Genomic DNA, 18,082 nt, shown 5'->3' with positions numbered 1-18,082 from the left:
GGGGCAGGCTTTCCCCTCGCAGATACTGCTTCACGGACAGATGTGTACTCTATGCTGGGCGCTGGTGGTTACTCCTATTATTTTGAAAAGCATAAGACTCGCTTTGAGCACCGATTACCCCACTTTTTTTCACTCGCCCTCTGCCTGATTTTTCTCGCCCTGTTTTCCCTGGCGGCTAGCGCCCAGCTGCCGGGTTCCAAACCCAAGGAATTCAAACCGGTAGTCCCCGAGTTCGCAGACCCCTCTGCAGACTGGTGGACCGGTTGGACCAGCGCATCGCCGGAACAGCGGCGGGAATGGCTGCAGGCCTTAAAGAAAGGCTGGGAGGAGTGGCAGCAGGAAGTGCCGAAAGATGACGAAGCACTGCAAAAAGGTGCCAAGAAAATCACCCAGAGCCTGGAGGGGGTGGAGGTCACCTGGAATAAGCGCCAGGAGTACTTAAAAGTTGAGCTGATGCCGGATGTGAAGTTTCCGGAAAAGCCTACCGTACTCGACTGGGCCCGTGCCGATGCGGCGATTAGCCGAGGTCAGCGCCGTTTAAGTGGAGTGCAGTTGGAGGCGCGCCAGCTACGGGAAAGTCGCGCACAATCCCTGGCGCAGCTGCGCAAGCAGGTCATTGTGCTGCGCGATGCCAAAGGGGATGAAGAGGACGAGGCGGCGCAAGCGCTGTTGCTGGCGCAGATTAATCACCTGAATATTATTGAGCAGCTGGAAACGGTGAATGAGTTCCTCGGCACCTGGCAGGAGAAAATTGATCTGGCGGAAACCAAGTTGCGGGGCATGCTCGAAGACCTGCATTTCAGTGAAAAAGACGCCGAGAAACTGAAAAAATCTATCACCGATAGCGAGAAAAAAATCGAGCGCATTGCCACTACCCGCACCAGTATTCAGAGCTCCACCGAGCCCTCCACCGATCCCGACGTTAATATGAAAAAGGATCTCACCCTGATGCAGCTGGAGGTGGATCTGCTGGAGGAGCATCTGGGCAAGCGCAAGAGTGAGCTGCTGCAGTCCATCAACCGCGTATTGAATCCCAAGAATGAGGAGGAGACGCTGGTTGTCAGCCGTGAGCTGCTGGAGAACGCCAATGCTGTGATTGAGAGTACTTCGCGGGAACTGGCCATTCGACAGCGGCAGGTAGTGGCTTGGCGCGATGAGGAGGAAAATGCCGACCTGAGCCGTTGGTGGGCTTACTTTGAGCGGATTGGCAGCGGTTTGGCCCGGGCCAACGACCTGGAGCAGGATATCCAGCGCTACGAAAAAGCCCAGCTGGAAGTCTACCGCGAACGCCAGGGCTGGTGGGCCACGGTGCGCGAGCGCCTGGCTCTGACAGGCCGCCAGGTATACAAACGCTGGCGTACTTTGGCGGACTACCAACTGTTTACCATCGCGCAAAATCCGATCACGCTACGCCTGATTGCCAAGATGGTGTTTGTGCTGGTCTGTGCATGGTTGCTATCGATGCTGACTCGCGCCTTCCTGCATCGACTCGTGCGCAGGGAGCACGCCAGCGAATCCTCCATGTACAACCTGAGCCGGGTACTGCATTACACCTATATCGGTGTCGCCCTGATCATAGTATTGAGCATGCTCGGCCTGGACACCTCCAAGCTGGCACTGGTGGCCGGTGCTTTATCAGTGGGGCTTGGTTTTGGTTTGCAGGCGATCTTCTCCAATTTTATCTCGGGGGTGATCTTGCTGTTTGAGCGGCCGCTCAAGGTGGGCGACCTGGTGGAGTTGGAGTCCGGTGTCTTTGGCCGTATCCGCGATATCAATGTGCGCTCCACACGCATCACCACCCGCGACAATGTGGATATCCTGGTACCGAATACGGAGTTTGTGGCGGGGCGGGTGATTAACCACACCCTGGATGACCCGGTGCGCCGTATCCATGTGTCCTTTGGGGTTTCCTATTCCTCCGATCCAGATTTGGTGCGCGAGGCTGCACTGGAAGCCGCCTCGCGGGTCAATATCACCCATACCGACTGGAAGCGTAAAACTGAGGTGTGGCTGATGGGGTTTGGCGACAGCGCCTTGAACTTCAAGCTGGTGGTATGGGTGAACAGCAATATGGTCACCTCCCTGGGGGATTCCTACGCACTCTACAATCTGGAGTTGTTGCGGGAGTTCCGTGAAAAGGGTATCGAGGTGCCTTTCCCGCAACGAGACCTGCACCTGCGCAGTTGGGATGCGCCGGTGCTGATCGCCCGCGCCGAGAGAAGTGAGAAAAACGAGATAAGCGAGATAAACGAGAAAAGCGAGAAGAAGTAGTGCCTCTCGGGCTGCACTGGACTTGAGTTGCCGCAAACAGGCGTAGTATTTTCCAAATAGCCGACGAGAATGTTGGCTCCATCCCTGTCATTTTTTATTGCTGCGTTTTGCTATCGGGCGCTCGTGCAATATCTATAAGGAAACGCCGGTGCTGATAATTCCGATCCAAAATAAGCCAGACTGGCGCCGCCCTCCATTGATGTGCTTCGCGCTAATCCTCGCTAACCTGTTGACATTTGTATTTTACCAGGGGGGGGATGAGGCCCGCTGGCAACAGGCGGAAGAGTATTACTTTGGCAGTGACCTGCCAGACCTGGAAGAGCAGCGCTTCCTGGTTTACGTCAACGAGGAGCACCCGGAGTGGCGCCTGCAGATGGATGTGGAGGGGGAGGAGTTTGTCTACCGGGAACTGCTGTGGAATATGGAGTTTCACCAGTGGTTACTACCCAAGCTGAAACAGGAAGGGCAGAGCCAGTGGCTGCAACAGCGCCTGCATTTTGCTGAGCTGCGCAACCAAGTCAGCAGCATGGCCTTGGGCCTGATCCCGGCGGAGCCCGGCATGGCCGGCATGCTCGGCCATATGTTCCTACATGGCAGCTGGGATCATTTGATCGGCAATATGGTGTTTTTGTTGTTGTTTGGCTTGTCGGTGGAGTTGGCTCTGGGCGGGCTCTGGTTTATCGCCCTCTATTTACTCGGTGGCCTGGCCGCGGCTGGTTTGCATATGCTGGTGGAGTCCGGCAGTAATGTACCCATGGTCGGTGCTTCCGGTGCCGTGTCAGCGATAATGGGTATGTTCGTTGCTATCTACGGCGTGCGGCGGTTGCGATTCTTCTACACCGTTGGATTTATGTTTGGCGAGTTCAGCGCACCAGCTTTAATGGTACTGCCTCTGTGGCTGGGCAAGGAAATCTTCGGTTACTTTTACGGGGATGCGGGTATTGCCTATTGGGCCCACACCGGCGGTTTGTTGGCCGGATTTGTCCTGGCCTTGATGCTGATTTACTGGCGCCCACCGTTAAAGGAGATGCCGGTGGAGGAAGAGGAATTACCCTCGCCACAACAGAGCGCACTGACGCGTATCGACCGATTCCAGGAAGAGGGCAAGTTGATTGAGGCCGCTGAAGCTGCGGCCGCGGCAGTGCGTCAGTATCCCGATCATCTGGCTCTGATTCAGCGCTATATCGAATTGACCGCGATTAATCCCGATAGTGAGGCGTATCACCGCGCCAATCTGGCGCTCTTCGCCCAGGCTGCCAGCCCGACCATCGATGCCCGTATTCTTGAGGCCGGTTATCGAAACTATCGACAAGCTACGCAGACACCTCGCGCCCTCACCGCCAAAGCCTGCCTGCTTATGGCGCGCCGTGCCGCCGAAGCGAAAAACTGGCCCTGGCTGGAAGAGCTTTTAAACAGGCTAATTGCGCAACGGGTGCAGCATCCACTGATACCCAAATTGGGCATGGCCCTGGTGAATTATTACCGACGCCTGGGTGAGGAAGGGCGTGCGCGGGAGATGAAAGCGCTAACCCAGAGGATGGAAATATCTGGTCAGCCCTAGAAGGCAGCGGTCTATTTGTTGGGATACGTTGGCAACTGGACAATCGTCAGTGAGTATCAATAAGATCAAATTGGCAGGGGAGCCAAATGAATAAATCTATTATTAAAAACAAAGAGATCCTGGAAATGGAAGGGGAGCACAAGGTGCACTTCCTAAACCCGAATGCTGTGCGTCGTAATAAATCCCTAGGGGATATTACCGGGATAAGCGGTTTTGGTTTTCATATCATTGAAATAGAGCCTGGGTATGAATCCACTGAATATCACTGCCATAAATTCGAAGATGAGTGTGTCTATATCCTGCAAGGACAGGCGTCAGTGCAAATTGGTGAAGATACCCATACGGTGAGTGAAGGGGACTTTATTGGTTACCCGGCCAATGGTCTCCCCCATGCGATGAAAAATACTGGCGAGGATACTCTACGCTGTATCGTGGTAGGCCAACGCCTGGATCACGATGTGGCCGATTACCCGAATAAAAGTAAGAGGATTTACCGCAACAAAGGCTTGCCCTGGGAGCTGGTGGATCACGCAGATATTGAGTATCCCCGCTAATTGCAAACGCTGAGCTTCCTTTATGTCCGCGAAAATTCGTGTTTTCTACAATTCTGCCTGTCCGGTATGCGATGCGGGAATTCGTGCACAGAAGAAAAAAAACACCACATGTGGTGTGGACTGGGAAGATGTTCACCTTGATAACGCCAAAGCACAACAGCTCAATGTCGACCTGGAGTCTGTGCGGGAACGCCTGCATGTGATTGATACACAGGGGCATCTGCGGGTGGGCTATGAAGCATTTATAGCCATCTGGGAGAATTCTCCCAGTGAGCAGTGGAAGGCAAGACTGTCAAAAATACCGGGTCTTCGTTGGTGCCTTAACAAAATCTACAATGGCTTTGCCCGCTGCCTGTATGTATGGAACAGGGCTTTGAAGCACTGGTGAGAGTGGTTCTGATATTTTACGAGGTGAAAACTGATCACCGAAGCGCGCTACTTTTTACTCGAAACGCGCTGTTGGCCCATACTTCCTGTTTGCGGACTCTTGTGAATAAATCAGTGTGTACTTTCTGAACTGTTTAATACTTTCCACAAAGCGTCTATCTGATTGGCCAGAGGAGTGTTCGGGAATTTCTTCCTGATAAACTGTAGCAATTTCCTGGCGAGATCTTCCCGGCTCAATCCGTCCATATACACCTGCGCGAGCAGCAAGTAGGCGGCATCCAATTGTGGATAATTTTCCTTGTGCAGATTGTTCAGCAATTGCGCGGCTTGCTGATATTTATGCTGTTGATAGAGCACTTTGGCCAGGGCGTGGCAAAGTTCGGGTTTAGTGATTGGCGGCGCGGGCTTAGTAGCCAGGTAGAGTTCTGCAGCTTTGTGTGGCCGGTTGATTTGTACAAACTTATCCAGCAGGTGCGGACCCAGTTCCCGTAGGGCTTTTTGGTCCTGGGTTGCTAGAAGTAAGCGGTAGTAGCGCTCGTTGAGTGCTTCGTCATTGGGATGGCGTCGAAGTCCATCTACCAGGGCCTGGCGTGCGGCTGGCAGATTCGACTCGCGCATTAATATTTGTGCATCCGCCAGGGCACGTGCGCGGTTAAATTCCTCCTCGTCCATATAAGTGCTTTCATCATCCAACTCGGCCTGGATGCCCAGTTTCTGTTGCCGTGACAGGCAGATATAACCCATCATGGCGCTGGTTACGATATAGAAGTAAGTGGTAGTGGCCGCGATCACCGGAGCCACGGACCAGGGTGGTAACTTCTCGATGGCAATGGCCATCAGTAAATTGGGCGCGGCGGAAACGGCAGTGGTAGTAATCCACAGCAGCCAGTAGGGCCAACCGATAATCAAAGTAAATTGTAGTAACTTGAGAGGATTGATTGCCGCACGCAGGCTGTGCTTAAGGGCCAGTACAATCATCGCTGCTGGCGCAAACAGGAAGAGGGCGAAAGCATAAATCTGCACGGCACCCATGCCCAAGGCTAATAGCTTGTAGCCGACAAAACCGGCAATCAGGGTCATCGCGATGACTTTTAGAAACAACGGCGCGCTATTGCCGTCCAGGGCATCACCAATTCCCGGAGCTTCCAGCTGCCCACTGGCGAGCCGCTCGATAACCAGTAGGTTGTAGCGACTCACCAGGGCAACGATTCCCACCATGACTACCATGGCTAAAAGTCCCAGGCTCGAGATTAATAAACTGGCCGCAGCCGCCAGAGCCACAATCGCCAGGGGCCCGGGTTTCAAGGCATAGAGAAAGTAAAAAATGCCCATCTGCCAAAAAGGCTTGGCGCTGTTACTGGCGCCGATATACTCCACTTGGTCGCGGCATAGTGGGCACTCAGGACCGAGGCCCTGATAGTTGGCGCTGGAGCCCGGAATGCATTCGCTACAGTATTTGCGCTGACAGGGTTGGCACTGCCAGGATGCATCGACACTGGAATGGTAGTGGCAGGATTCAGCCATGTATTTTCCCTAAGATCTTTTCTTCCTGAAGGTTTATTGTGTTTCTGCTGACAGTTTATCCGTCGTGATCGTGGCGGCGCAATCGTCGAGTATTTTTGATGTACTGTTAGAATGCAGCGTGAATCCCAATAAAATTGGCACACAAGTTTCAAAAAAAGGTGTTGTATGGCAAAGGTTATGCGCGTTCATTTGATTGAAGGCACTGCAGAGGAACCCTGGGGTGAGGCGGCGCTGCTCAGTTTTAATGGCGGTGAAGCCCATATCCATATCGGTGCAGCGAAAGGCGATGCACTGGTAGCGGCCCAACGCGCGGCGCGACGCCTCGATGGTATGGGGATAACTGAAGTTGCGCTTAGTGGTGAGGGCTGGGATATCGAAAGCCGCTGGGCTTTCTGGGCTGGTTATTTTAATCCGCGCGTCAGCAATAAAATTGACTGGGCTACAGAGGATGCGGGGGAGCTACAAGAGCTGGCCGCACGTGAGAATGCCGCGCGCTGGGTTCGCGAGATTACCAATGGCACGCCGGATGATGTCTCGCCTAGAGTGTTGGCGGAGAGTGCTGCGGAAATGTTGCAAGCGCTTGCCCCAGAAGCGGTTAGCCATCGCATAGTAGCGGGGGATGACCTGCTGCGCGATGGCTTTGTCGGTATCCACAATGTGGGCCGCGGCAGTGTACGCGAGCCGGTCATGCTACAGCTCGACTACAATCCCACGGACGATGCGGATGCGGCAGTAGATATCTGCCTGGTGGGCAAGGGCATTACCTTCGATTCTGGTGGTTACAGCATCAAACCCTCCAATAACATGGCCACCATGAAATCCGATATGGGCGGCGCCGCTATGGTAACTGGAGGTCTTGCCCTGGCAATTGCTCGCGGCCTGGAAAAAAGGGTGAAACTTTACCTCTGCTGCGCGGAAAACCTGGTTTCTGGCCATGCCTTTAAACTGGGCGACATTATTGAGTACAAGAATGGTGTTACCGTCGAAGTATTGAATACTGATGCGGAAGGACGCCTGGTATTGGCAGACGGCCTACTCGCCGCAGGGGAAGATGAGCCGCGCTGTCTTTTGGATGCCGCGACTCTTACGGGGGCCGCCAAAATGGCTGTGGGACGTGACTTTAATTCTGTCTTCAGTTTCGAAGATAAAATGGCTCAAAAAGTGCTGAATGCCGCTGCACAGGAAAGTGAGAGGGCCTGGCGCTTGCCGTTGGAGCCTTTCCACCTGGAGCAAATACCCTCGAACTTTGCCGATATCTCTAATATTGGCCTGGAAGGCACACCCGGTGCTTCAACTGCGGCTGCATTCCTTGCCCGGTTTGTACCGGAAGATGGGAGAAACTGGGTACATATGGATCTCTCCGGCTCTTACCAGCCTAGCGGCAATGACCTTTGGGCCGCTGGTGCCAAGGGGCATGGTCTGCGAACTATCGCTCGCTTCCTGCTGGATAACTGATACCCAGCAATTACTGCCAAAAATCTTGCAAAACGCGCCTTAAGATAGGCGCGTTTCTTTTTTCTCCTTTCTAGATCCTGTAAATCAATAAATAAATTCTTATTCGAATTGAAAATCGGGATTATTAGCAGGCTTCTACTAACTGAGGAGTATTTATTTTGGCTCGTTAATTGATACTTGGGCGCGAGGGTATGTTCTGAATCAATCAGATAAAAATTTTTTATGTCGAGGGGTAATAGGTAATGAATAGTACGGCATCTGCAAATCATACAGCTCAAAAGTCAAATCATTGTGCCAACTGTGAAACTGAGCTTTTAGGACCTCACTGTTATGCATGTGGCCAGCCGGTCAAAGGCATGGTGCGTCATTTCTCTTCCATTATTGGAGACTTTTTTGACACTCTGCTGGCATTTGATTCACGCACATGGAAAACAGTACCCTCTCTGTTCTTTCGACCAGGCTTCTTAACTGCCGAATATTTCTCTGGTCGCAGGGTACGCTATGTAAGCCCCGTGCGTTTGTTTATATTCCTTTGTGTTACCAGTTTTTTTGTTATTCAAATTAATAGTGATTGGGCTATTAATTTTAGCAACACGGAAGTTGTAGCCGTGGATGTTGAGTCTGCTGGAAAGGGTTATGATGATGCCGTAGATAATATTCGGAAACTTAAGCAAGAGCATGCAAATGACAACATCTTAGTTGTCAATCTGGAAGAACTCGAATCTGAGCTTGTCAAAGAACAGGTTGAACTTAAAACGGACCTCAATCAGCTTAATAATAACCTGAGCGGTAGCAAAGGGGATTCAGTTGATTCCGAGAACTTTACAAAAGATAAAATTGCCTCGGGGCTAAATGAAACCATTACAGAACTAGATAGAGAATTTTTACAAGTTAAATGGCTTCCTGACTCTGTGGAAGAGTGGATTAACAAGAAGGTTGATAGCGCCCATAAAAATGTAGAGAGGGTGACAGAAGATCCGAATCGATTTAAGAAAGCATTTCTGGGAGCACTGCCTTCCACATTAATCATCATGCTACCATTTTTTGCCATGATGCTGTGGATGCTCTATGTCTTTAAACGCAGGCTTTACATGGAGCACTTGATTGTAGCGCTGCACAGTCATGCTTTTATTTGCTTAAGTATATTGATTGCCAATCTATTTTACGGTGTGGGTGAACAATTAGCTGGATATAGCGCGATTACTTCATTTGTTGATGGTCTTTTGATAATTCTAATTATTTGGGTACCTATTTACCTGTTTTTTATGCAAAAGCGTGTCTATCGACAGGGCTGGCTGATAACCCTATGTAAATATTCTTTTTTGGGGTTAGCCTATTTGAGCTTGCTATCTGTGGGAGCCGTTTTGACGGTCCTCTGGAGTTTAGCGGAACTTTAGCGATGATGGATAACAGTTCACGGAATACATTAAATCATACAAAAATAAATTTTAGGAAAGTGATATGTTTCGGCAGGCACGCATTTTGTTAGTCGGGATACTGACTTGATTCTTGGCAATAACAATTTATGCAGATCCGACCCAGGTTTAAAGTATGTAGGACTATTAGGCTGGCTGATAAGGGTTTCCATGGGATTCCTAGCTTGTTTGAGTTACAGCCAGCTGACTCCCTTTGCTATTGCCATGTGTAACGATTGTTATGGAAATCTAAGTAGTATCGTGGTGTATAGCAAGTAGGGTTAGATTTCCATTTTATTAATGGCAGGCAACTAGATGTATTGAGCTAGCGAGCCAGATGAACATTAATTACCTCACAGTTCTCTTTGTTTACTGTGGCCGTTGGTATACCACCGTTGTTAGGGGTGGTGTCGGGATTCTTGGGCACAATGATGTACATACGATGGTAGTTCCGCAGTAAATAGTCTTTCTTATCTATGCTTAACCAAGGGTATTCCCTCGCAATAGCGGCTACACCTCTTGCCAGAGCAATGCCATCAGTACAGTTGTTTGGTGTGGTGGTGGCCATAACTATGGCGAGCAGTGCAGATGAGAAGATCATAAATCCTGTTCTTTGGCCGTAGTAAGAACTGATCGGCGGTACTAAGTTGTTATAGGAGGAGTATAACTAACTCAGAGCCTTAGCTGTAGCGGTCCTAACCAGCATTATCTATGCCCCACTCTCCCTTGTAGAGTGATCTTCTCAGTTCAGTCACTCTACTAAAGTGATGCCTTTCTTGTATACAGCTCATCAAGTAAGACCCTTTATTGTATTTTTGGGCGCTATCTCTATTTGAATATCTACTTTAATAGTCCCAACTGAAACCACAAAAATAAGATTTATCCAGGAGAATGAACTGCCAATGCTTCACTACTGAGCGTAATCCCTTTAATCACAGAAAAGGGGATAGGGCGGTTTGCAACTGTTAGCGGTTGATAACAATAGACCCGCTCATATTGGTAGTCTATATGTCTGTATTTGTCGTAATTGTGTCTCATAAGACACCTCCTAGGCTGTAAAATGGACTTATGGAGGAGACACTATGAGTAGGAAGATTGGTTTTTTTATTGCTGATGGATTTCAGGCCCTAGATCTTTTCGGTCCTCTGGATGCCTTTATGGAAGCCAACAGTTTTGTCAGTGAGGCTTATTCTTGCTGCTTGCTCGGTCTTTCTACTGAGACAGTTAATACAGTTTATGGTCAGTCACTCTCGGTAGACTGCGATATTTTTGAGGCTCCCATAGTCGATTACCTGGTAATTTGTGGTGGTACTGGGATGCGGCAGCTGGAGTTGAATTCAAAGCAGCTTAACGCCCTGAGGTTGATCGCAGAAAATGCCACAAGAGTGGTGAGTATTTGTACCGGTGCTTTTGTATTAGCAAAAGTTTTTCCAGAGCAAAGTCATAGAGTAACTACACATTGGCGACATTGCCGGCAATTGGCACAGCAGGCCGCCAATTATCAAGTGGAAGAAGATCCCCTGTTTATTGAAAGTGAGGGAATCTGGTCTTCTGCCGGTGTTTTATCCGGTGTAGACCTAGCTTTAGAGATTATTCGCAGGGATCACGGCAATACTATTGCTGCCAGTGTTGCCAAGGAGCTGGTGGTCTATTTACAGCGTCGTGGTGGACAGGCGCAGTACTCAGATCTATTACAAGTGCAGTCTGGCGATAGTATGCGTCTCAGCCCACTGCTGGAGTGGTTGGCTGAAGACTACCAAAAATCTATTAGTGTCTCCGATATGGCAGAGAGAATAGCTATTAGTGAACGCCAGTTGACTCGCTTATTCAAGCGCCATTTACATAACACGCCCAGCCAGTATTTAAATCAAATTCGTCTCAACCGGGCGCGAGACTTGATTACCTGTGAGTCCCTGAGTTTGGAGCAAGTGGCTCTACGGGTGGGGTTTTCCAGTTACGATAGTTTTCGTCGGGCATTTTATCTTCAGTTTGGAATATCTCCCTCTTATTTCAGCCGGAATCCAGCATGAAACAAAAATTATTTTTGATTACCTATTTATTATTTTTCTCATGTCAAGCTTACACGCTTGAAGCGGAAGAGGTGGACCTATGGAAGGAAGATATACAGCAATTACACAGCTTAATTGAGGCGCGTCACATTGATCCGTTTGTTAATATTGAGAAATATGAATTCGATAAGCAAATTGATAAGCTGCTTGAACGTTTGCCCAATATGAATGAAGCGGAAGTAGAAGTGGGAGTAATGCGCATAATGCGTAGTATAGGAGATGCTCACACCTCCTATAATATAATGTCTGGTCCTCATAAGCATTACCCATTTCGATTTAAATACTTCGGCGATAAGCTTAAAGTGGTAGATTCTGTAGAGAAATACAGTTCTTTGCGGGGGGCTGATCTAACTGCGATCAATGGTTATATCATACCTAAATTAGAGCAGTACCTGGCACCTTTTGTAAATTATGTTGAGAACCCATATAGTTTTAAGTTTTCCTTAAGCTTCCATATCACTTTAGCTAAGTTTCTCTATGGCGTTGGCATTACTGATGGGCAAGGTGAGGTAACTTATCAGTTTTCAAAAGATGGTAAACCTATCTCTATAAAAGTGAATTCTGTTTCTATGGGTGAATTCGGTAGATTGAGTACACAGTATCCAGTTTTGGTGCCTGATATTAACTACTATAATATTGATTTGCCTGGTATCCGTCTGGCCTTCCTGAGTAAGTACGATACAATTTACTTGAATTTTGATAATTATCCGGAGTTGATTGAGGTTCAAAAGCAGTGTGAAAATATTATCGATGTCATGCGTGCTAGCAGAGCACGTAATCTTGTTATCGATTTTCGAGATAATCATGGTGGAAATTTTTACATAGGTTTAGCTCTCTCCTCATGTATTCAAAGACTGGATCAGTTCGACTGGCGCAACGGCATATTTGTAATGATTGATGAAGGTACTCAATCAGCAGCGATGAGTAATGCCGCCCAGTATCAGCAAATTCTTAATGCCACCTTGGTGGGGACTCCGACAGGTGCTGATCCAAATATAGCTGCTGAGACTAACCGTTTCAGGCTTAAAAATTCGAATAGAGAAGTAAGTATTTCTAAGCGTTATTATCGTTTTATTCAATCACCTGCTGATGCGCTTTATCCAGATTTTCCGGCGATGACTAGCTGGCGTGACTATAAGCAGGGTAGGGACGGAGCACTATTGCAGTTACTTAACCATATTCAAGATAAAAATCATGAAAGGCAGATAAAGTCATCGTAAATATCATCTTTCGCCTTGGAATTAAAACACTGCTCTCGGAGTTCTATAAAGTAAATATACCGATAGCGAGCTCCGATAGCTTATCTACAGGTAACGCCGAAAGCAGTGTATTATTTTTTTCTTATGCAGTAGAGCTTAAAAACAAATAATTAATACATAGGTAAACCACCGCCTCTGGCGGTGAGACTTGACAGGGCTCTGCCGTTCCGGCGTGCAGAATGAAAAATATGGCATCCATGAACCGGCAAGTTCTATAAAGGAGGCCATATGCGAGATTGGCAGTGCCAAGCTCACGTGAAGCATTATTGCAGGTACCACGTGGTATTTGTGCCTAAGTATCGAAAGAAAGCATTATTTGGAACATTGAGACGGGAGATCGGAGCGATATTTCGAGACCTATGCCGTCAAAAGGGTATTGAGTTGATTGAAGGGTACGCAATGAGGGATCACATTCATATGTTATTAATGATTCCTCCGAAGTTCAGTGTTTCCAATACGGTTGGGTTTTTGAAAGGGAAATCTGCGATCCAGATATTTCGAAAGTACAAACATGTACAGAGAAATTTTTCAGGAAGACACTTTTGGGCCAGGGGATACTGCGTTAGTACAGTTGGGCTCGATGAGCAGATGATTCAAGAGTACATCAAGAATCAAGAGATTGAAGAGCGCCGTCAAGAGCAGATGCACCTGGCGAGGTTGTAGCTAGCCCCCTTTGGGGGCTTTCACCATACCACCCGCTATGCGGGTGGTTGCTGATTACCACTCCACACAAATCTTACCAAAATGTGATCCGCTGGTTTGGTATTCAAAAGCTTTCTCTAGTTCAGAAAATGGGAATGTCTTGTCGATAACCGGATGTACTGCATTACTTTCCAGTGCTGCAACATAATCCTGCTGTTCACAGCGATTTCCCACAACCAGTCCCTGTAGACGAGCCTGTTTTCCCATCAATAGAGCTGTTGGAACTTCTCCCTCTCTGCCGGTTAACACCCCAATCAGAGATATATGGCCCCCGACCCTAACTGACTGAATGGATTGCTCCAAAGTGGCGGGACCACCCAGCTCGATAATGTGATCGACCCCTTTGCCATGGGTTAACTCCAACACTTTTTCTGACCACTGTGTATGAGTCTTATAGTTAATACCATGTGTTGCCCCCAATTTCATGGCTCGTTCCAGTTTCTCATCGGAGGATGAGGTCACAATCACTCGGGCACCCAACATATTAGCAATTTGAATTACGGCAATGGATACGCCACCAGTGCCCAGAGTTAATATGGTATCTCCAGGTTTTACTTTGCCATCGCTCACCAGGGCCCTCCAGGCCGTGAGACCTGCTGTGGTAATGGTGGCGGATTCAGTGTGGCTCCAGCCCTTTGGCGCGAGGGTAAATGCAGTGGCATCACGCACTACATGCTGGGCAGCCATTCCATCAATGCCATCTCCTGGCGTATTGGCAAAGCCCCAGACATTGTGACACGCTGGCCCGGCTTGCCATTGTGGGAAAAAGCAGGAAACTACGGAATCGCCTACCTTAAATTCAGTGATACCCTCGCCAACGGCCTCTACGGTGCCTGCGCCATCTGACATCAATATACGACCATCCTCTGTGGATATACTGCCGTCGGCGACCAGTAAATCATGGAAGTTGAGTGAGGATGCGCCAATAGCAACCCGAATCTGCCCCGGGCCCGGTTTGCCGGGGTCATCAATTTCACTCAGAGAGATGTTCTCCAAGCCTCCAGGCGCTTTAAGCGTCAATGCTTTCATAATACTCACCTTTTTGTTGAATAACGCGGTCACATGCTTGATTAACTCAACCGACGATGGTTTGTGATCATGGGGTTAAAACTGGCAGTTCTCAAGTAGTATGAGTCGAGACTTCGGAAGCCTAGATCGAGTCCAGATACTACAAAGGAGTGCCTGAGAAATATTCCGCTGCTGACGACCCCATTGTATTTTTATGAAAATGGTTTAAATAAGTGGAACATTAAGCTCGTTAGGATAGTTTTGATTAAGCGAAGCGATCTTTGAAAACACTATATTTCATAAGCATATAAAATTTGCTTGCTTACATATCTAACTTAATTTTATGTTCCCATGCAGAATATGGAGTTAATCGAAATGGATAGAGTTATGAGGAAGTATATAAGGCTTTATATTTGGATTTTAGTCTTTTTGTCTGTGGTTACACTCGTAGCTTCTAAAGCGTTGGCGGAAGAGTGGTCCTATAAGGATGATAGATCTTCCCCTGAAGCACTGATAGAAAGCTACTACTATGCAATTAATCACCGTTATTATGCTCAAGCCTACAGCTACTTAATTAATCCTCCGGCAGATTTTAACCAATGGAAAGAAGGCTACGGCGATACTAAATCTGTAAAAGTAAAATTTGGAGCGACGAGTACAGATCCTGGGGCAGGACAAATTTATTGGGCCTTGCCAGTGGCATTGTTAGCTAAGAAAACGGATGGAAAAACGGTAGTGTATTCTGGATGCTATATCATTCATATGATAAACCCTGGGATGCAGGGCGACCCTCCTTATAAGCATATGGGGATTTCCAGAGCCTCTTTAAAGGAAACGAATCTGCCCTTTGAGAAAGCTGTTCCGAAATTATGCAAATAGTATTCTCCTGTCAACTATCAGGTAATGATTTTGTTTTCATGTGTCATTTATTTCAGGGAGTAAGCTCGAATGTAATGTTGAAAATCGATAGCGAGATTCTTAATTTTATCAACTGAGAGAAATTTATATAAGCTGGCACTATACGAATGAAATAGAATGGTTCTAGATTATGGGTCATAAATAAATAATTAATAGCTTGTAATGATGGATTTCCTGAAGGTGTATTTTCGCTTTCCGGCAGAAAGCTATGCTCAATTCTAGATTGATAAAAAATCACCCATCTAATTGTAAATGCATATAAAACCTAAATTCTGCTATTACAATAAGTACAGTAGATACTTGGTATGTTGTGGGAGTTAGCTTGCCCTTTGAGTTATAAGCGTTAACTCTTTGGTAGATAATAATTTTTGAATGAATTACGCGAGCGTAATTTTAACGGGCTGGCCATTATAGATGATGATATTGTATTGCAATGTGTAAGATAAGTAAGTTTGAGATAAATTTTTGTGAAATTAAAATTTTTTAAATTTTATTTCCCAAAGGTTATTTATTTGCTAGAGGATTTTTCCTAACTTGAGATAAGCTATTCTCATGCTGTTACATAGAAAAAATTCAAGCTTTAGTGAGCTTATTCAAGTCAGAGTTCATTGATGATCAATGGAAGTTGATTGAACCTTGTCTTTCTGAGTTGAAACGAAGAAAGGGAGGATAAAATCTATTGATTATTGATCCAGTTTTGAAGGTATTCAATGGGTTTTTCGTTCTGGAACGCAATGGAAAGATCTCCCTAAACACTATCCATCACCGAGTACATACTGGAGAAGTCTACAATTTTAGAAAGAGCAAGGAGCTTGGTTGCAGACATGGAGAAGATCCCTGGAATCTGTTGGATAAATAGCCTTTGCTTAACTGGGAGGAGGTCTTTTCTGATGGCAGCTTTGCATCAGCAAATTGATTAGGTTAAAGAAGTTATGGAATAGCTTCTGAATATTTTCTCTCTTTATTGTTGGGTCGGTGCTCAGTTCCTCTGGGAGTGCAATGTACATTATTTGTGTAAGTATTTCCTCCTGCGGTAGCTATCCATGCAATGGAACAAGATATCTAGTATATGGAGTTTTTAATTAATACCTGAGTGCAGAGTTGTGATATCTGTACCAAATAATGATCAGTAATTATTCGGTCTTCCTTGCTTAGAATTGGTGTAAATATTTTAATTGGTATAGTTTAATTGATTGTAGGTCCTTAGTATTAGATGCACGTTTGAAAATTATATCTTTGTGCTAAGTGAGGGTATACCAGTACCGTTTGACACTTTAGGCAGTAATATTTTTTTCTATTTTCTGGATGGTTTCGATTAAAGAGGTTGTGTGGGCTTTAAATTGCATTTGTTTTATTTTAATCTTGCTGGAATCTGCTTCCTTTAATTCTAGAGTGCTCTCTTTGAAGCTATTTCCTGTTGAAAGGTTATTTGAATGGTTTTCAGAGCGAAGGGGGGGGAGGGATAAAGAAAGCTATTGGAATATAAATCATCTTAACGGAGATGAATTTGTTGATTTTTAAAATTGGTGTTCATAGTTTTATGTGGATGCTGTAGCTCCCTTTTAGTTCTTTTGGTTAGGGATTGATAATTAGTGGCGTCATTGAGTTTAAGTCGTAGTGCATAGCTCTGCTTCCTTTAAATTCTGCGTTTCACTCATGGGTATTAATATGAAGAATAAGATGGGTTTGACGTGGACGAGAAATAAACTCTGGATTTGGCCATTAAGGTTCTCTTCGATATTTTTCTATTTTGGTCTTGTCGTATTTAGCAATAAAAGCATAGCCGATATGGAGTTAATTTTTACTTCACCTGCTATGTCTACATCTCAGGGAGTAACAAGTGCTCACTTGAAAGCTAATGAGGTCGTTTCTGGAAAAATGACACCCTTAGCTGCTGCGGCCACTAGTGGCAGTCAAAATCTTTTACCACAATCAATTAAGTCGTTTACAGCTCTTCCTAACAAAATTTCACAAAAGGGAGATGCAGTGATGCTAAGTTGGTCGGTAGAAGGTGCATCATCTATAACACTCACTAATACTAGCGGTGATGACCGACTTGACTCACTGCTTGCTCAGGGACTTGCTAAGGTAACTCCGGATAAGACAACCAGCTATATCCTATCAATACAGGGGCCTGAAGGAACTAAGACTGCTGAAGTACAAGTTGATGTAGAAACAGGTCGTGTAAATTTGGCTGGTTTATGGTCCGTGTCGAAAAATCAGGTACAGAATGATTCTCTAAATGAAGGTAATGATGTTATAGGGGCATCGCTAACAACTTTAAAAGATGAATCCATGTATCTAGGTAGTTTTGACAATAATTATTATCATTTATCTTCTACTGGATCATTGCTGTGGGTCATGGAGGATTTCGGTGTGGTAATGAATCCTGCTGCAGTCTCAGGAAACTTGGCTTTTGTTGGGGTAAACAATCGAGAGGGTGGGCGTATCGCGGCATTGAAGACTGATAAGTCTGTAATTTGGGAGGTTAATACCCCAACGGCTGTGATTGCTAGTCCGGTATTGAGTGCTGATAGAAGCAGAGTTTATGTGGCGAGTTACGGCGGTTTAATTCTGTGTTTAGATGCATCGGATGGGGCTGAACAGTGGCGTTATCAATTGCCGCCAGGAGAAACGGTAAGTGCGACGCCAGCTTTAAGTACTAATGGGGCAGCTATCTATGTTCATAGCACAGATCATCAAATGTTTGCTATTGATACTGGATTACCTGAACCTCCACCTCCTCCATTTAAAATCATTGTCCTACCTCTCGACTCCATGGTTGTTCTCCCGATTCCCAATGAGATTGAGCCGGTAGAAGAGCCCTCTGTGGTGGATGGCCCGATACTCGCTAAATTGCTCTGGCGACGTGATCTAAAACCAGATTAATTATCTTTTTTAATAACTTTAAGTCCCCTATCCTTTAGCTCACGGTGGCAACTAAAGCTGTATTATTCGA

General features: G+C 46.7%; 15 protein-coding genes. 12 read left to right on the top strand and 3 right to left on the bottom strand.

All coding sequences use genetic code 11. The features are described from left to right. Window positions 1-51 precede the first annotated feature (51 nt). The 4 genes from ACXAFI_RS17085 (at window position 52) to ACXAFI_RS17070 (ending at window position 4,774) form a co-directional block, all read left to right on the top strand. Window positions 52-2,271 carry a mechanosensitive ion channel family protein gene (locus ACXAFI_RS17085; protein WP_475109839.1) on the top strand — a complete coding sequence of 740 codons (2,220 nt, stop codon included), beginning with the start codon at window positions 52-54 and terminating at the stop codon, window positions 2,269-2,271. A gap of 148 nt (window positions 2,272-2,419) precedes the next feature. Further along, window positions 2,420-3,832, top strand: a complete 1,413-nt coding sequence (locus ACXAFI_RS17080; RefSeq protein ID WP_475109720.1) for a rhomboid family intramembrane serine protease — start codon at window positions 2,420-2,422, stop codon at window positions 3,830-3,832. Between the two features lie 86 nt (window positions 3,833-3,918). Beyond that, window positions 3,919-4,386, top strand: a complete 468-nt coding sequence (locus ACXAFI_RS17075; RefSeq protein WP_475109719.1) for a cupin domain-containing protein — start codon at window positions 3,919-3,921, stop codon at window positions 4,384-4,386. Window positions 4,387-4,408: 22 nt separating this feature from the next. Then, on the top strand, window positions 4,409-4,774 hold the full coding sequence (locus tag ACXAFI_RS17070; protein WP_475109718.1) for a thiol-disulfide oxidoreductase DCC family protein: 366 nt from the start codon (window positions 4,409-4,411) through the stop codon (window positions 4,772-4,774). Between the two features lie 110 nt (window positions 4,775-4,884). Here the strand turns inward: ACXAFI_RS17070 and ACXAFI_RS17065 are convergent, their stop codons facing one another. After that, window positions 4,885-6,297 (bottom strand): hypothetical protein, encoded by a 1,413-nt coding sequence (locus ACXAFI_RS17065; protein WP_475109717.1) that lies wholly within the window; start codon window positions 6,295-6,297, stop codon window positions 4,885-4,887. A gap of 165 nt (window positions 6,298-6,462) precedes the next feature. Between ACXAFI_RS17065 and pepB the strand changes: the two genes are divergently transcribed. After that, on the top strand, window positions 6,463-7,752 hold the full coding sequence (pepB, locus tag ACXAFI_RS17060) for an aminopeptidase PepB (protein ID WP_475109716.1): 1,290 nt from the start codon (window positions 6,463-6,465) through the stop codon (window positions 7,750-7,752). Window positions 7,753-7,994: 242 nt separating this feature from the next. After that, window positions 7,995-9,149: a DUF3667 domain-containing protein gene (locus ACXAFI_RS17055; protein WP_475109715.1), complete on the top strand. Its 1,155-nt coding sequence runs from the start codon at window positions 7,995-7,997 to the stop codon at window positions 9,147-9,149. A 343-nt stretch (window positions 9,150-9,492) separates the two neighbouring features. Here ACXAFI_RS17055 and ACXAFI_RS17050 read toward each other — a convergent pair whose 3' ends face one another. Then, window positions 9,493-9,768, bottom strand: coding sequence for a hypothetical protein (locus ACXAFI_RS17050; protein WP_475109714.1), 276 nt, complete (start codon window positions 9,766-9,768; stop codon window positions 9,493-9,495). A 481-nt stretch (window positions 9,769-10,249) separates the two neighbouring features. Here ACXAFI_RS17050 and ACXAFI_RS17045 point away from each other — a divergent pair, with 481 nt between their 5' ends. The 3 genes from ACXAFI_RS17045 to tnpA all read left to right on the top strand — a co-directional run bounded on the left by ACXAFI_RS17045 (window position 10,250) and on the right by tnpA (window position 13,158). Further along, the gene (locus ACXAFI_RS17045) at window positions 10,250-11,197 is read left to right on the top strand and encodes a GlxA family transcriptional regulator (RefSeq protein WP_475109713.1); all 948 of its coding nucleotides are present in this window, start codon (window positions 10,250-10,252) and stop codon (window positions 11,195-11,197) included. Continuing rightward, window positions 11,194-12,456, top strand: coding sequence for a hypothetical protein (locus tag ACXAFI_RS17040; protein ID WP_475109712.1), 1,263 nt, complete (start codon window positions 11,194-11,196; stop codon window positions 12,454-12,456). The genes ACXAFI_RS17045 and ACXAFI_RS17040 overlap by 4 nt, the downstream gene beginning before the upstream one ends. A 267-nt stretch (window positions 12,457-12,723) precedes the next feature. Beyond that, entirely contained in the window at window positions 12,724-13,158 is a 435-nt protein-coding gene (gene tnpA / locus ACXAFI_RS17035; protein ID WP_475109711.1) for an IS200/IS605 family transposase, read from the top strand. Window positions 13,159-13,212: 54 nt separating this feature from the next. Here tnpA and ACXAFI_RS17030 read toward each other — a convergent pair whose 3' ends face one another. Further along, window positions 13,213-14,226 (bottom strand): zinc-dependent alcohol dehydrogenase family protein, encoded by a 1,014-nt coding sequence (locus ACXAFI_RS17030; RefSeq protein ID WP_475109710.1) that lies wholly within the window; start codon window positions 14,224-14,226, stop codon window positions 13,213-13,215. Window positions 14,227-14,580: 354 nt separating this feature from the next. Between ACXAFI_RS17030 and ACXAFI_RS17025 the strand changes: the two genes are divergently transcribed. The 3 genes from ACXAFI_RS17025 to ACXAFI_RS17015 all read left to right on the top strand — a co-directional run bounded on the left by ACXAFI_RS17025 (window position 14,581) and on the right by ACXAFI_RS17015 (window position 18,012). Continuing rightward, entirely contained in the window at window positions 14,581-15,084 is a 504-nt protein-coding gene (locus ACXAFI_RS17025) for a hypothetical protein (RefSeq protein WP_475109709.1), read from the top strand. 744 nt (window positions 15,085-15,828) lie between these two features. Next, window positions 15,829-15,921 carry a hypothetical protein gene (locus tag ACXAFI_RS17020; RefSeq protein ID WP_475109838.1) on the top strand — a complete coding sequence of 31 codons (93 nt, stop codon included), beginning with the start codon at window positions 15,829-15,831 and terminating at the stop codon, window positions 15,919-15,921. Between the two features lie 870 nt (window positions 15,922-16,791). Further along, window positions 16,792-18,012, top strand: a complete 1,221-nt coding sequence (locus ACXAFI_RS17015) for an outer membrane protein assembly factor BamB family protein (protein WP_475109708.1) — start codon at window positions 16,792-16,794, stop codon at window positions 18,010-18,012. The last annotated feature ends 70 nt before the right edge of the window (window positions 18,013-18,082 follow it).

It is taken from the genome of Microbulbifer sp. ABH2_005 (genome assembly GCF_056160005.1).
Note: the sequence above shows the minus strand (reverse complement) of the source record. Positions and strands in the feature narration are given on the sequence as shown.

Coding starts and splice junctions, on each gene's coding strand:
- ACXAFI_RS17075 (WP_475109719.1), top strand. CDS start 3,919: ATGAATAAATCTATTATTAAAAACAAAGAGATCCTGGAAATGGAAGGG.
- ACXAFI_RS17055 (WP_475109715.1), top strand. CDS start 7,995: ATGAATAGTACGGCATCTGCAAATCATACAGCTCAAAAGTCAAATCAT.
- ACXAFI_RS17025 (WP_475109709.1), top strand. CDS start 14,581: ATGGATAGAGTTATGAGGAAGTATATAAGGCTTTATATTTGGATTTTA.
- ACXAFI_RS17070 (WP_475109718.1), top strand. CDS start 4,409: ATGTCCGCGAAAATTCGTGTTTTCTACAATTCTGCCTGTCCGGTATGC.
- pepB (WP_475109716.1), top strand. CDS start 6,463: ATGGCAAAGGTTATGCGCGTTCATTTGATTGAAGGCACTGCAGAGGAA.
- ACXAFI_RS17040 (WP_475109712.1), top strand. CDS start 11,194: ATGAAACAAAAATTATTTTTGATTACCTATTTATTATTTTTCTCATGT.
- ACXAFI_RS17045 (WP_475109713.1), top strand. CDS start 10,250: ATGAGTAGGAAGATTGGTTTTTTTATTGCTGATGGATTTCAGGCCCTA.
- ACXAFI_RS17085 (WP_475109839.1), top strand. CDS start 52: ATGCTGGGCGCTGGTGGTTACTCCTATTATTTTGAAAAGCATAAGACT.
- ACXAFI_RS17030 (WP_475109710.1), bottom strand. CDS start 14,226: ATGAAAGCATTGACGCTTAAAGCGCCTGGAGGCTTGGAGAACATCTCT.
- ACXAFI_RS17065 (WP_475109717.1), bottom strand. CDS start 6,297: ATGGCTGAATCCTGCCACTACCATTCCAGTGTCGATGCATCCTGGCAG.
- ACXAFI_RS17015 (WP_475109708.1), top strand. CDS start 16,792: ATGAAGAATAAGATGGGTTTGACGTGGACGAGAAATAAACTCTGGATT.
- ACXAFI_RS17050 (WP_475109714.1), bottom strand. CDS start 9,768: ATGATCTTCTCATCTGCACTGCTCGCCATAGTTATGGCCACCACCACA.
- tnpA (WP_475109711.1), top strand. CDS start 12,724: ATGCGAGATTGGCAGTGCCAAGCTCACGTGAAGCATTATTGCAGGTAC.